Genomic DNA, 14,177 nt, shown 5'->3' with positions numbered 1-14,177 from the left:
TCATGGACAGAAAGCCGTATTGGGAGCATTCTGATCCTCGCGGTATCAGTAACGACAGCCGGAGGGTGTACGAATGATACTTGCTCAACTTCGTGTGCTGTTGCTCGGCTGTCTCCTCGCCGTTGTCGGAACAGCGAGACCGGAAGCGTCAGGCGAGGAGGGCTTCACCGACAGCGGTGACATCGAAAAGACTTTCATCGTCGACATCGCCAGGGCGGCGGAGTTACGCAAGGATATCGGCGCGCTAAACAAGTTCATCGCAGGCAAGGGCAAGCTGGAAGCGGTGGACATGCCGGATATCGGTATCAGCATCGTGACGGGGACCTTTTCCGAGAGCGAGATCGAAGAGCTGCGCTCCAGGGGATATGAGGAGCCGGATCCTTTCGTGGTGAACCTGTTCGATGGTGCCACCTGCGAGGGGCCGGAACTCCTGGGCATCTCGCCGACTGCGGATGTTGTCCCTCCCAGCGTCTGCAGGGTCGTCGGGTCACCACAGCCGGTGGCTTCAGGATCGCCCACCGTATGGATCATCGACAGCGGAGTGGATTGGAGCGTTGTCACCGCCGGGCTCCTCAAGGTTCAGGAAGCCATCGATTGCACGAGCAGCCCATGCCAGACCGTGTCGAGCCTCGACGACACAGTAGGGCACGGGACGATGGTGGCAGCAGTTATCGGCGGAAAGCGTGTCAAGCAGGGCGACCAGTATATAGGTCTGGTTGGTGTCAGCCCCGACGCCCCGCTCAAGATCGTAAAGGCCTTCAGTAAGCTGAAGACCGAAATTTTCGGCCCGCCTCTTCTCGCGCTTCGCCATGTTCGGGACAACGCGGTCGCTGGGGATATTCTGAACTTGAGTTGGGGTGCATTATATCTGGAGAGCACCAGACGCGGAAGCACGTTGCAAGATCTTAAATTTCTCGACGCCCTTCTTTATCAGATCGCCGACCGTCAGGTGCGCGTTGTGGTAGCTGCGGGCAACCCCCGGGAAGACGAAGAGGGCCCTTGGGTACAGTCTTATTTCCCGGCCAATGCGGCGACTTATTTTTCGCCTGTGACGACAGGAAACAAGGTGGGAGCGATATACAGCGCTTCGGCTTCCAACAGCGAATATATTCAGGTGGCAACTCCTGGGAAATGCCAAGGCATCAGCAACGCCTGGTGCGACACGCTATGGCGCGGGGGGGCGTTCGGCGCGTCCTATGCCGAACCGGGCGTCAATGTCCTGTCACTGTGGAAGAGCCGAAAGAACGGCAAGCTCCGGAGGAACATCTGTTCGGGCACATCTTTCGCAGCCCCGGCACTTGCCGGCCTTTTGGTTCGCAACGCGCAGCCGACTAACAAGGCTCTGACAACGGGAAGTCTTAGCCCGAATACGGATCTGCTAGGGTATATGACCGCGGGTACGCCGGTGAACCCAAGTTCGGACGAGCCTAAATGCAACTGACCCGAAGGGCAGCGCTGCAAGGTTTGGCCTTGGCGTCCGCGTTCGGTAGCGTGCGTCTGGCCGGTGCCTCGCTTGTGGACGAAGATCCTCGCCTTCTGCTCGTCCACGTGCGTGGCGGACTCGATGCACTAGCTGCCGTGCCGCCCTACGGCGATCCGCATTTTGCCTCGGCGCGCGGGCCCCTCGTGCCTTTCCCGAACTCTGGCGTCGCCGAGATGCTCAAGCTCGACGGGCTCTTCGCGCTTCATCCGGCGCTCGGGTCTCTGCTGCCCCACTACTCGTGCGGCGAGTTGCTCATCGTGCCCGCGACCGCCATTCCGGATGCGGGCCGGTCCCACGCGACCGCCCAGGCGGCGCTGTTCGACGGCGATATTGACGGCGGCAGCGCCGGATGGCTCGACCGGGCTTCGTCTGTACTGTCGCGCCGGCAGAAGGCGGTGTGGCGGGCCAGACCGGCCGATCGATCGATGGACATGCTGGCCCATCTTGCGCTGGCCAATCCTCGGCTCGACCTCGTCCGCCTCTGCGCCGAGGGCACTTGGCCGTCCGGCGCAAAGGGCAGCGAAAGCCTGCTGGAACAACATGCCGCATGCGACGCGGCTCGCTTCGGCGACGCGGCCAGGAGCGCGGCGCTTGCCCTGTCAGCTACGGGCGGACCGCGGATCGCGATGCTCGAGGTGGCCGGCTTCGACACGCATGTGGCGCAGGGAGCGGACTTCGGAAGGCTGGCGCGGAGTTTGAATGGGCTGGCGCGGGGCCTCATTGCATTTGCCCAAGCGTCCGGGCCTGCCTGGAACAGGACGGCGGTGCTGGTGGTCACGGAGTTCGGCCGTTCCGTGGTGCCCAACACCGACGGCGGCACTGATCACGGCGTCGCGAGTGTCACCTTGTTAATGGGTGGCGCCGTTGCCGGCGGGCGAGTAGGCAATCGCTGGCCCGGTCTTGCTCGAGACCTGCTTCATGGCGGAACAGACTTGGCTGCTACGACGGACGTACGATCGATCATAAAGGGCGTGCTGACGGAACACCTGCGTCTTCCTGACCGAGCAATGGCTGAAATTTTCCCAGGCGCTGCCGGGATACCGGCGGTGCGTGGACTGTTTATCGGGAGCCGTTGTCCAGGCGGAGGTCGACTGGCTTCGATGTGATCTCCAGCGCGGTTTAGCTTCTTATCCGCGTTTTCGTCGGCTACGGGACGCATCGGACTGCAATAGGCGACGCCTAATCTTAAGTGGCCGCTTCTAAGAAGCTTCCGGAATCACGGCTATTGTGAAGGGTTTCGGATGCCGGCCCCCGGCGCGGTCGCCTATAATGTCCGGTTTAAGGCAATGGCCGAGCTAACTTGAATGGCCGAGATGAGGCGCAAAGCGATCGTCCACGGCCCAAAGTATGGAAGTCGGCTCGGGGTCATGAGCGTGACTTCGGCCGCTGGCCAACGAAACTTCCGCCAAAGGGTCATCTTCCGCCGTGCCACACCGATACCAGTGTCGGATTTTTCCACTGGCCCACGACCGCAAGGTCAAGGCGCTACAGCGTCCTTTGCGCGCCCAAACGACGCGCGGCGCTGTTGAGCAACCGCTTTGTCCCCCGAACTGTCCGCTTTGAACGCTTGAAGGGGCACTGTGGCTGTGCGATAGGCACTCCACAAAGTAGAGAACCTTGCGGAGAGCGCTGACATGGCGGGTGGACGGGGCCTTATGGCCGGCAAGCGCGGCCTTATCCTTGGCATCGCCAACAATCGCTCGATCGCTTACGGCATCGCCAAGGCCTGTGTCGACCACGGCGCCGAGATCGCGCTGACCTATCAGGGCGAGGCGTTCAAGAAACGTGTCGAGCCGCTTGCCGCGGAACTGGGCGCGCATGTCGCCGGCCATTGTGACGTGACCGACCCGGCCAGCCTCGATGCGGTGTTCGCCGATATCGCCAGCCATTGGGGCAAGCTCGATTTCCTCGTCCACGCCATCGCCTTTTCCGACAAGGACGAGCTGACCGGCCGCTATGTCGAGACGACGCGCGACAATTTCCTGCGTACCATGGATATTTCGGTCTATTCCTTCACCACCATCGCCAAACGCGCCGAGGCGCTGATGACCGACGGCGGCTCGCTGCTGACGCTGACCTATTACGGTGCGGAAAAGGTGATGCCGCACTACAACGTCATGGGTGTCGCCAAGGCGGCACTCGAAGCCAGCGTGCGCTATCTGGCCGTCGACCTCGGCGCCAAGAAGATCCGCGTCAACGCGATCTCCGCCGGCCCGATCAAGACGCTTGCCGCATCCGGCATCGGCGATTTCCGCTATATCCTGAAATGGAACGAATACAATTCGCCGTTGAAGCAGACGGTCACGCAGGAGGAGGTTGGCGATTCCGGCGTCTATTTCCTGTCCGACCTTTCGCGCGGCGTCACCGGCGAGATCCATCACGTCGATTCCGGCTATCATGTCGTCGGCATGAAGGCGGTCGACGCGCCGGATATTTCGACGGTCAAGGACTGACGCCACCGCCTGACCTCTTCCGGAAGACCTGATGTACCCGCTCGTCTATATCGTGCGCCACGGCCAGACGGCGTGGAACGCCGAGGCCCGGTTGCAGGGGCAGGCCGATACCGACCTCAACGAGCTCGGCCGCGAGCAGGCTAGCCGCAACGGGCGCAGGCTGGCCGAACTCATCGACAAGCCCGAAGATTTCGACTTTGTCGCCAGCCCGATGCGGCGCACGCGCGAGACGATGGAGCGCCTGCGCGCGGCGATGAAGCTCCATCCGCACGCCTATCGTACCGAGCCGCTGCTCGTGGAATTGAGCTTTGGCGACTGGCAGGGTTTCACCTTTGCCGAACTCGAGGCGAACAATCCCGGTTCGACCAGGCGCCGCCGCCTCGATAAATGGAATTTCCAGCCGCCCGGCGAGGGCGCCGAAAGCTACCAGATGCTGCTCGAACGGGTGAAGCCGTGGTTCGACGCGCTCGATCGCCAGACGGTCTGCGTGACCCATGGTGGCGTCATGCGCGCGCTGTTCCGCTTCGTGCTGGGGATGTCCGAACAAGATGCGGTCAGCATGGAAGTGCCGCAGGACCGCGTGCTCAGGCTGGACGGCCGGCGCCTGGAGTGGCTTTGAGACCGATGACGTAGCCTATGTTGAGATCAGGTCGGGCCGGCCTCAGCTGAATATCGACGCGCCCTATTCCGTCGATCCGGTGTCCGGCAGTTCCATGTCGGTGACGACGTTCTCGCCATTCGTCACGTCGTAGGCGAGGACGATGTCCATGCCTGGCTTCAGCGCATCGAGGTCGGTTTCGGCGTTCAGCTTGTAGGACTTGCCGTCGTCCAGCGTCAGCGTCAGCGCATCCTTATCGACCTTCTTGATCAGGCCTTCGGTCTGGCCGGCGAAGGCGGCGGTGGAAATCAACAGCGTGGCGGCAACAGCGCCAATCAGGATACGCATCATCGTCCTCTTTAATCATTGCCGGTACAGCGGCTCGGTCCAACGGAACAGAACTGAGCAGAAACCAATCGAATGTGTCAAAACTAAATCCGCGGGATCACAGTTTGACCACTGTGGAAAACGCCAATAGAAGGCAGGCGACAGCGCCGCGCGTCCTCCTGGGCGCGCAAAGGACGCTGTAGCACTTTTGATTTTGTGCATGATCCTTTCCGAAAATCGCTCCGATTTTCGGGGTCATGCGCTGAGCCGGCTTCGACGCCGGCAGGGCTGGTTCCATGTCGCACAACACGTTCGGCCATCTTTTCCGCGTCACCACCTGGGGCGAAAGCCATGGGCCGGCGCTGGGCTGCGTCGTCGACGGCTGTCCACCAGGCATCCGCTTCAGCCGCGACGAGATCCAGGCCGAACTCGACAAGCGCCGCCCCGGCCAGTCACGTTTTGTGACGCAGCGTCGCGAACCTGACGAGGTCAAGGTCCTGTCCGGCTTCATCCTCGATGAGGACGGCGAGACGATGATCACCACCGGCACGCCGGTGTCGATGCTGATCGAGAACGTCGACCAGCGCTCCAAGGACTATGGCGACATCGCCCGCCAGTTCCGGCCGGGCCATGCCGACTACACTTACGAGGTCAAATACGGCCTGCGCGATTACCGCGGCGGCGGCCGCTCCTCGGCGCGTGAGACGGCGGCGCGGGTGGCGGCCGGAGCGCTTGCCCGCAAGGTCGTGCCCGGCATGGTGGTGCGCGGCGCGCTGGTGTCGATGGGCGATAAATCGATCGATCGCGCCAATTGGAACTGGAATTTCGTCGGCGACGCCGAAAACCCGTTCTTCACGCCTGATCCGGCGTCCGTCGCCGTCTTCACCAAATATCTGGACGGCATCCGCAAGGCGGGCTCCTCGGTCGGTGCGGTCATCGAGATCGTCGCCGACGGCGTTCCGGCGGGGCTTGGCGCGCCGATCTATGCCAAGCTCGACCAGGACATCGCCGCCGGCCTGATGTCGATCAACGCCGTCAAGGGCGTCGAGATCGGCAACGGTTTCGAGGCCGCCCGCATCACCGGCGAGGAGAATGCCGATGAGATGCGCATGGGCAATGACGGCAAGCCGGTCTTCCTATCCAACAACGCCGGCGGCATCCTCGGCGGCATCTCGACCGGCCAGGCGATCGTCGCGCGTTTCGCCGTCAAGCCGACCTCGTCGATCCTGACGCCGCGAAAGTCGATCGACAAGGACGGCAACGACGTCGAGATCATGACCAAGGGCCGCCACGATCCATGCGTCGGCATCCGCGCCGTGCCGATCGGCGAGGCGATGGTTGCCTGCGCCATTGCGGATCATTATCTGCGTCATCGGGGACAGACAGGTAGGGGAGTAGGGGAGTAGGGCAGTAGGGCAGTAGGGCAGTATGTTTATGTTAATGCCCGGCAGGCAGCCATTTTCGCTTTCCCCTACTGCCGTACTGCCCTATTCCCCTACTCCCTGCGAGCGAAGCGAGCACCCATGCCTTACGACCAGAAGAAGATCGTTGAAGCCCTGCGCGCCTTCGAGCGCGGCGAGATCGTCGTCGTCATGGACGATGACGGACGCGAGAACGAGGGCGACCTGATCGTCGCCGCCGTCCATTGCACGCCGGAAAAGATGGCGTTCATCGTTCGCAACACGTCGGGCATCGTCTGCACGCCGATGCCGCGCGAGGAAGCAAAGCGGCTCAACCTGTCGCCGATGGTGGCCGACAATGATTCCGCCCACACCACTGCCTTTACCGTCAGCGTCGACTTCAAGCACGGCACCACGACCGGCATTTCGGCCGACGACCGCACGCTGACGGTGCGCAATCTCGCCAACGGCAATGTCGGCGCCTCCGATTTCGTCCGCCCCGGCCACATCTTTCCGCTGATCGCGCGCGAAGGCGGCGTGCTGATGCGTTCGGGCCATACCGAAGCCGCTGTCGACCTCTGCAAGCTCGCCGGCCTGCCGCCGGTCGGCGTCATTTCCGAGCTGGTCAATGATGACGGCACTGTCATGCGTGGCCCGCAGGTGCAGGCCTTCGCGGAAAAGCACGGGTTGAAGCAGATTTCGGTTGCCGACCTAATCGCCTACCGGCAACGCAAGGAAACGCTGGTCGAGCGCGTCGCCTGTTCGGACATCGAGACGCCCGGCGGCAAGGCGCAGGTCTTCACCTACACGCTGCCCTGGGATTCCATGCATCACGTGGCGGTCGTCTTTGGCGATATCCGCGACGGCGTCGAGGTGCCGGTGCGCCTTCATTCCGAGGACGTGGTCAGCGACGTCTTCGGCACCAGCCACCGGCTGGACGCCATCATGAAGGCGATGGGCGAGCGCCAGCGCGGCGTCATCGTCTATCTGCGCGAAGGCTCGGTCGGCGTCGCCCATCAGGAGCGCAAGCGGCCGGCTGCCGGCGACCGCGAGGATCATGAAGAGGCGCGCCGGCGCGAGAACGAATGGCGCGAGATCGGCCTCGGCGCGCAAATCCTCAAGGATCTCGGCATTTCCTCGATCAATCTGATCGCCTCGCGCGAGCGCCATTATGTCGGCCTCGAAGGTTTTGGCATCCACATCGCCAAGACCGAGATTCTTTAGGCCATTCTCACGATGCTGGTATGCGTCCGGCCCCGCCGGGGGGCCGGACGCACCGGAAACTATTCCGCAGCGACCGCGGCTGCGTCGCATGCAGCCATCTCGCAGTTCGGCGCGGCAAGGCTGCGCTGGCCGGCGAGCACGATGACCAGCGCGATTGTGCCCGATGCCACCGATACCCAGAACCCGTTCTGCGCGCCGAAAGCGTCCACCACCCAGCCGGCGGCGAACGAGCCGAGCGCCATGCCGATGCCGATGCCGGTCATCACCCAGGTCACGCCTTCGGTCAGCACCGCCTCGGGCACGCGCCGTTCGATCAGGCCGAATGCCGTGATGAAGGTCGGCGAAATCGCCACGCCGCTGACGAAGACGGCCAGTGCCAGCAGCGGTACTGTGTCGGCGACGAGCAGCGGCAGCGTGGTAAGCGCAATGATGGCGATTGCGATGGCAAGCTGAATTTGCAGCGGCAGTTTCAGGTTCAGGGCGCCGATGATGATGCCGACGACGAACGATCCGAGCGCGTAGACACCGATGACGAAGCTGGCGGCCCCTGGCTGGCCAAGCTCCTTGGTGATCGCCACCGTGCTCACCTCCGTGGTGGCGAAGGGCGCGCCGATGAAGATCAGGGCCAAGGTGATGATCTGGACCGGCCGCAGGCGGATTGCCGAGCCGCCTGAATCATGTTCCACCGGTCGGGCTCGCGGTTCGGTCGAGCGCTGCAGGATGAAGGCCGTCGAACCGAAGGCGAGGAACAATGTGCTCGCGAGCACTCCCGCTTCCGGGAAAAGCGCGACGCTCAGCCCTACCGACAGCGATGCGCCGGCTATGTACACCAGTTCGTCCGCCGCCGACTCGAAGGCGAACGCCGTGTTCAGCTCGGGGCGGTTGCGAAAAATCTCGGTCCAGCGTGCGCGCACCATTGCCGGGATGCTGGGCATGACGGCGGCGAGCAGCGCCGAGACGAATAGCGTCCATATCGGCCAATGCTGATTGGCCGCCGCAATCAGGATCGCGAAAGCGAGCGTGGAAATCACAGTGGTCGGCACCACAATCCGCGTCTGGCCGAGGCGGTCCACCAGCCGTGATACCTGCGGGGCGACGAAAGCGTTGGCCAGCGCATATGTCGCGGAGACGGCGCCGGCCAGCCAGTATTCGCCATCGGTCTGCATCGCGACGATCCCGATCGGAGCCATGGCGATCGGCAGCCGGGCAGCGAAGCCGGCGGCGGCAAAGCCCTTGGCGCCGGGCGCGCGAAAGATCTGGGAATAGGGATTTTGCATGGTCTGGCTCCTCGACAACGGCCGGTTCGGCGATTACATACGTGGCGTATGAATTTAAATAGATCATACGCGGCGTATGTCAATTGGCATACGAAGCGTATGTTAATAGGGCCAGAGCATGCACAGACCACGCAAGGAGATGATTGCCGAAACCCGCGCCAAGCTGATTGCCGCGGCACGCCACGCCTTCGGTACGCTCGGCTATGCCGAAGCCTCGATGGACGATTTCACGGCATCGGCCGGGCTGACGCGCGGCGCGCTCTATCATCACTTCGGCGACAAGAAGGGCCTTCTCCAGGCGGTCATCGCCGAGATCGATGCCGAAATGTCGGCCCGGCTGAAGGTCGTTTCGGCCAAGCCGGACAATCTCTGGCAGGGCTTTGTCGACGAATGCACCGCTTATATCGAGATGGCGCTGGAGCCGGAGATCCAGCGTATTGTGCTTCGCGACGGGCCGGCGGTGCTCGGCGATCCATCGCAATGGCCAAGCCAGAGCACATGCATCCGCTCGATGACAGAGAGCCTGCAAAGACTGAGCGACGGGGGGACAATTCTCGCCGTCGATCCCGAAGCCGCGGCAAGGCTGGTCAGCGGCGCCTCGTTGCATGCGGCGCAGTGGATCGCAAATTCGAACGATCCTGAAGCGACATCGAAGAAGGCAGTGAGGGCGTTCAAGGTTCTTCTGGAAGGGCTGCTCAATCGCACCGGCAAGCTGCCTCAGCCTGATCGATCGTCAGCGAAGCAGCCCCAGATTGACCGATCACCGGCCTGAGGCCATTCTTTTCGCCGATCCCAGGCGGCTCGCGGTGGGCTCAGCCGACGCCGGTTGCCTAAACCCTGTTGAACATCGCCTCACCAGCGCGCGAAAACATGGCCAAAGCGGCGAGGCGCGCCTATATCGGGGCATGGTCACGAGACTTTACACCCACCCGATTTTCCTCGAGCACATAACACCGCCCGGTCATCCGGAGCGGCCGGACCGTTTGCGCGCCATAGAGCGTGTGCTTGACGACGAGGCCTTCGCGGCGCTCGATCGCGTCCAGGCGCCCGAAGGCGACGAGGCAACCATCCTCTACGCGCATCCGCCCGAATTCGTCGAACGTGTCCGCGCAGCGATTCCGGACACCGGCATCGCCCGTATCGACGCCGACACCACCGCCAGCCCGAAGAGTTGGCAGGCGGCCGTGACCGCGATCGGCGCAGCCAACGCCGCGGTCGACGACGTCTTCACCGGCCGTGCCGAAAACGTCTTCGTCGCCGCACGGCCGCCCGGCCATCATGCCGAAAAGACCACCTCCATGGGCTTTTGCCTGTTCAACACCGCCGCGATCGCGGCACGCTACGCGCAGAAGAACCATGGCGCCGACCGCGTCGCCGTCGTCGACTGGGATGTGCATCACGGCAACGGCACGCAGGACATTTTCTGGGACGATCCATCGGTGCTCTATTGCTCGACACACCAGATGCCGCTTTACCCGGGAACCGGGGCCGTGAGCGAAACCGGCGCCGGCAACATCGTCAACGCGCCGCTGGCGCCGCAGAGCGGCAGCGATAGTTTCCGCGACGCCTTTCTGTCACGCATCCTGCCGGCGCTCGACAATTTTGCGCCCGACCTCATCATCATCTCCGCCGGTTTCGATGCCCACCACCGCGATCCGCTGGCCGAGATCAACCTGACCGAGGATGATTTCGACTGGGCGACCGGCCAGTTGCTCGAACGAGCCGGGCGCCGTAGCCGCAACCGGCTCGTCAGCGTGCTCGAGGGCGGCTACGATCTGCAGGGATTGGCATTTTCAGTCGCCGCCCATGTCGGGCGGCTGATGAAGGGATAGATGATGGCTGGTGAGACTAACGAGGATGTCAAGGCGATGAGCTTCGAGCAGGCGCTCGAGGCGCTGGAGAGGATCGTCGACGATCTGGAGCGCGGCGACGTTCCGCTCGACCAGTCGATCCGCATCTACGAGCGCGGCGAGGCGCTGAAGGCGCATTGCGACCGGCTGCTGAAGGCGGCCGAGGACAAGGTCGAGAAAATCAGGCTGTCGCGTGACGGCAAGCCGGTGGGGACAGAGCCGTTGGACGCGGATTGAGGCGCGGCCTCGAACGACAATTTTGCTTACCGGCTTTGGACATCATCACGATTGAGGGTAAAACTCATCCCGTTTGAAACGGCTCCAGGACGAGAGGAGATTGCGAACGATGTGCAGAAACATCAAAACCCTGTTCAATTTCGATCCGCCGGCAACCAATGACGAGGTCCGCGATGCCGCGCTTCAGTTCGTCCGCAAGCTGAGCGGAACGACGCGGCCGTCGAAACAGAACCAGCATGCGTTCGACCATGCCGTCGAGGCCATTGCCGCCTCGGCGCGCGAATTGCTCGACAGCCTCGAGACGACGCAGCATCCGCGCAATCGCGAAGAGGTGGCGGCCAAGGCGAAGGCCAAATCCGTACTTCGCTTCGCCTGAGGAGACCGCGTGAGCTTCTTTCCCGGAAACGATCCGCAGATGGGCGATGCCTTCGCCAGCGATCAGATCGAGCTGATGGTCATTCCGAACGCCAAGGACATCGGCGGATTTCAGGTTCGCCGCGCCTTGCCGACGGCCAGGCGCCGGCTGGTCGGACCCTTCATCTTCTTCGACCGCATGGGTCCAGCCGTACTGCGAGCGGGCCAGGCGCTCGACGTGCGTCCGCACCCACATATCGGCCTGTCTACGGTGACTTACCTGTTCGATGGCAAGATCAGGCACCGCGATTCGCTCGGCACCGAGATGGTAATCCAGCCCGGGGACGTGAATTTGATGACCGCCGGCCGTGGCATCGTCCATTCGGAGCGCACGCCGGAAGAACTGCGCGGCGCGCCGATGTCGGTTTCCGGCCTGCAGACATGGCTGGCGCTGCCGGACGGCAAGGAAGAAGTCGCGCCGGTCTTCGAAAACACCGCGGCCCTGCGCCTGCCCGAAATCGATGCGGAGGGGGTTAGCGGCCGTGTGATCATCGGTGCGTTTTCCGGACTGCGCTCCCCGGTCGCCACCGCTTCGGACACGCTTTATGCCGATCTCAGGCTGGCGCCGGGTGCCAGCGTGAAAATCCCGGCCGATGCCGAGGAGCGCGCCATCTATACGCTGGAAGGCGAGGTTTCGATATCCGGTGACCGCTTCCCGGCCGAGCGGCTGCTGGTTTTCCGGCCCGGTGATGAAATCGTTGTCTCATCGGAACGCGGCGCCCATTTCATGCTGTTTGGCGGCGCTTCGCTCGGTTCGAAACGTTATATCTGGTGGAATTTCGTATCGTCCTCAAAGGAACGCATCGAGCAGGCGAAAGAAGAATGGAAGACGGGCCGCTTCGATATCGTTCCTGGAGACGAGCAAGAGTTCATCCCGCTGCCCGAAAGCTGATGCGCGTTACCGCCACATTTACATTCGCCGGCCAGCGGCATATTTCACGATGAACAGAAAATCTGACCAGGCTCGCAAACAGTGAACGCAAAGCCCGATACGCCGCTTCTCGACAAGGTCCGCGTCCCAGCCGATTTGCGCACGCTTGCCGAAGGCGACCTGCCGCAGCTGGCGTCAGAGCTTCGCGCCGAACTGATCGACGTCGTTTCCCACACCGGGGGCCATCTCGGCGCCGGCCTCGGCGTCGTTGAACTGACTGTCGCGCTGCATTACGTCTTCAACACGCCGGACGACCGGCTGATCTGGGACGTCGGCCACCAGGCTTATCCGCACAAGATCCTGACCGGCCGCCGCGACCGCATCCGCACGCTGCGGCAGGAGGGCGGCCTGTCCGGCTTCACGCGTCGCGTCGAGAGCGAATACGATCCGTTCGGCGCAGCCCACTCCTCGACCTCGATTTCAGCCGGCCTCGGCATGGCGATGGCGCGCGATCTGTCCGATGGCCGCAACAATGTCATTGCCGTCATCGGCGACGGCGCCATGTCGGCCGGCATGGCCTATGAGGCGATGAACAATGCCGGCGCACTCGATGCCCGGCTGATCGTCATCTTGAACGACAACGATATGTCGATCGCTCCGCCGACCGGCGCAATGAGCGCCTATCTGGCCCGTCTGGCGTCGGGCAAGACCTATCTAGGCTTGCGCGATTTCGGCAAGAAGCTGACGTCGTATCTCGGCGAGCGCGCCGATCGCGCCATCAAGCGAGCGGTCGAGCATGCGCGCGGTTACGTCACCGGCGGCACGTTGTTCGAGGAAATGGGGTTCTACCACATCGGCCCGATCGACGGTCACAACCTCGAGCACCTGATCCCGGTGCTGAAGAACGTCCGCGACAATGCCGACGGCCCGGTGCTGATCCATGTCGTGACCCAGAAGGGCAAGGGCTACGCCCCGGCCGAGGCGGCGGCCGACAAATATCATGGCGTCAACAAATTCGACGTCATCACCGGCGCCCAGGCCAAGGCGCCCGCCAATGCGCCGAGCTACACCAAGGTGTTTGCCGAAAGCCTGATCCAGGAGGCCCGAGAGGACGACCGCATCGTCGCCATCACCGCCGCCATGCCGAACGGCACCGGGCTTGATCTGTTCGGCGAAGCGTTTCCGGCGAGGACCTTCGATGTCGGCATCGCCGAGCAACATGCGGTGACCTTCGCCGCCGGCCTTGCCACGGAAGGCTTCAAGCCTTTCGCGGCGATCTACTCGACCTTCCTGCAGCGCGCCTACGACCAGGTCGTCCACGACGTGGCGATCCAGAAATTGCCGGTGCGCTTTCCGATCGATCGCGCCGGCTTCGTCGGCGCCGATGGTGCCACCCATTGCGGCGCCTTCGACACGACCTTCCTGGCGACGCTGCCCGGTTTCGTCGTCATGGCCGCGGCCGATGAGGCCGAGCTGCGCCACATGGTACGCACCGCCGCAAGCTACGATGACGGCCCGATCGCCTTCCGCTACCCGCGCGGTAACGGCGTTGGTGTCGAGATGCCGCAACGCGGCTCGGTATTGGAGATCGGCAAGGGCCGGATCGTCAGGGAAGGCACCAAGGTTGCGCTGCTTTCCTTCGGCACCAGGCTGCAGGATTGCCTGGCCGCGGCCGAGGAGCTTGGCGCGGCCGGGCTTTCGACCACGGTCGCCGATGCCCGTTTTGCCAAGCCGCTCGACGAGGACCTGATCCGGCGGCTGGCCCGTTCACACGAGATACTGGTGACGGTGGAAGAGGGCGCGGTCGGCGGCTTCGCCAGCCATGTGCTGCAGTTCCTGGCCCATGAAGGGCTGCTGGAGAGCGGCCTGAAGGTGCGCCCGCTGGTGCTGCCCGATACATTTGTCGACCATGCCAAGCCGGAAAAGATGTATGCCGATGCCGGGCTGGACAGCGCCGGCATCGTGCGCACCGTGTTCGTGGCGCTGGGGCATACCGCGCAGGCCCAGCGCGCCTAGCTTTTAGACGCATTCCCGCGACGCCGA

At 63.3% G+C, this 14,177-nt stretch carries 14 protein-coding genes; 12 read left to right on the top strand and 2 right to left on the bottom strand.

The annotated features are described in order from the left end of the window. Positions 1 to 73: 73 nt before the first annotated feature. The 4 genes from NKI67_RS03715 to NKI67_RS03700 all read left to right on the top strand — a co-directional run bounded on the left by NKI67_RS03715 (position 74) and on the right by NKI67_RS03700 (position 4,555). Positions 74 to 1,441 (top strand): S8 family serine peptidase, encoded by a 1,368-nt coding sequence (locus NKI67_RS03715; RefSeq protein ID WP_023674107.1) that lies wholly within the window; start codon positions 74 to 76, stop codon positions 1,439 to 1,441. Then, positions 1,432 to 2,589 carry a DUF1501 domain-containing protein gene (locus tag NKI67_RS03710; RefSeq protein WP_023674108.1) on the top strand — a complete coding sequence of 386 codons (1,158 nt, stop codon included), beginning with the start codon at positions 1,432 to 1,434 and terminating at the stop codon, positions 2,587 to 2,589. The genes NKI67_RS03715 and NKI67_RS03710 overlap by 10 nt, the downstream gene beginning before the upstream one ends. A 528-nt stretch (positions 2,590 to 3,117) precedes the next feature. Then, the gene (gene fabI, locus NKI67_RS03705; protein ID WP_031211054.1) at positions 3,118 to 3,936 is read left to right on the top strand and encodes an enoyl-ACP reductase FabI; all 819 of its coding nucleotides are present in this window, start codon (positions 3,118 to 3,120) and stop codon (positions 3,934 to 3,936) included. A 31-nt stretch (positions 3,937 to 3,967) separates the two neighbouring features. Continuing rightward, positions 3,968 to 4,555, top strand: coding sequence for a histidine phosphatase family protein (locus NKI67_RS03700; protein WP_023674110.1), 588 nt, complete (start codon positions 3,968 to 3,970; stop codon positions 4,553 to 4,555). A gap of 63 nt (positions 4,556 to 4,618) precedes the next feature. Here the strand turns inward: NKI67_RS03700 and NKI67_RS03695 are convergent, their stop codons facing one another. Further along, a complete protein-coding gene (locus tag NKI67_RS03695) occupies positions 4,619 to 4,882 on the bottom strand; it encodes a DUF1344 domain-containing protein (protein WP_023716902.1) in 264 nt (87 codons plus the stop codon). 275 nt (positions 4,883 to 5,157) lie between these two features. Here NKI67_RS03695 and aroC point away from each other — a divergent pair, with 275 nt between their 5' ends. After that, entirely contained in the window at positions 5,158 to 6,267 is a 1,110-nt protein-coding gene (gene aroC / locus NKI67_RS03690; RefSeq protein WP_023674112.1) for a chorismate synthase, read from the top strand. 117 nt (positions 6,268 to 6,384) lie between these two features. Continuing rightward, a complete protein-coding gene (gene ribB, locus NKI67_RS03685) occupies positions 6,385 to 7,485 on the top strand; it encodes a 3,4-dihydroxy-2-butanone-4-phosphate synthase (protein ID WP_023674113.1) in 1,101 nt (366 codons plus the stop codon). A gap of 59 nt (positions 7,486 to 7,544) precedes the next feature. Here the strand turns inward: ribB and NKI67_RS03680 are convergent, their stop codons facing one another. After that, positions 7,545 to 8,762, bottom strand: coding sequence for an MFS transporter (locus NKI67_RS03680; RefSeq protein ID WP_352644477.1), 1,218 nt, complete (start codon positions 8,760 to 8,762; stop codon positions 7,545 to 7,547). A 118-nt stretch (positions 8,763 to 8,880) separates the two neighbouring features. Here NKI67_RS03680 and NKI67_RS03675 point away from each other — a divergent pair, with 118 nt between their 5' ends. From NKI67_RS03675 to dxs, 6 genes are all read left to right on the top strand, one after another. Continuing rightward, positions 8,881 to 9,534, top strand: a complete 654-nt coding sequence (locus NKI67_RS03675; protein WP_023674115.1) for a TetR/AcrR family transcriptional regulator — start codon at positions 8,881 to 8,883, stop codon at positions 9,532 to 9,534. A gap of 133 nt (positions 9,535 to 9,667) precedes the next feature. After that, positions 9,668 to 10,594: a histone deacetylase family protein gene (locus NKI67_RS03670; RefSeq protein WP_023674116.1), complete on the top strand. Its 927-nt coding sequence runs from the start codon at positions 9,668 to 9,670 to the stop codon at positions 10,592 to 10,594. Positions 10,595 to 10,597: 3 nt separating this feature from the next. Further along, positions 10,598 to 10,849, top strand: coding sequence for an exodeoxyribonuclease VII small subunit (locus tag NKI67_RS03665; RefSeq protein WP_031211056.1), 252 nt, complete (start codon positions 10,598 to 10,600; stop codon positions 10,847 to 10,849). A 109-nt stretch (positions 10,850 to 10,958) separates the two neighbouring features. Continuing rightward, positions 10,959 to 11,225, top strand: coding sequence for a DUF2277 domain-containing protein (locus NKI67_RS03660; RefSeq protein ID WP_023674118.1), 267 nt, complete (start codon positions 10,959 to 10,961; stop codon positions 11,223 to 11,225). Positions 11,226 to 11,234: 9 nt separating this feature from the next. Further along, entirely contained in the window at positions 11,235 to 12,155 is a 921-nt protein-coding gene (locus NKI67_RS03655) for a pirin family protein (protein WP_023674119.1), read from the top strand. An 81-nt stretch (positions 12,156 to 12,236) separates the two neighbouring features. Next, positions 12,237 to 14,150 (top strand): 1-deoxy-D-xylulose-5-phosphate synthase, encoded by a 1,914-nt coding sequence (gene dxs, locus NKI67_RS03650; protein WP_023674120.1) that lies wholly within the window; start codon positions 12,237 to 12,239, stop codon positions 14,148 to 14,150. The last annotated feature ends 27 nt before the right edge of the window (positions 14,151 to 14,177 follow it).

Source organism: Mesorhizobium sp. M0408, from assembly GCF_040321495.1.
GTDB lineage: Bacteria > Pseudomonadota > Alphaproteobacteria > Rhizobiales > Rhizobiaceae > Mesorhizobium.
Note: the sequence above shows the minus strand (reverse complement) of the source record. Positions and strands in the feature narration are given on the sequence as shown.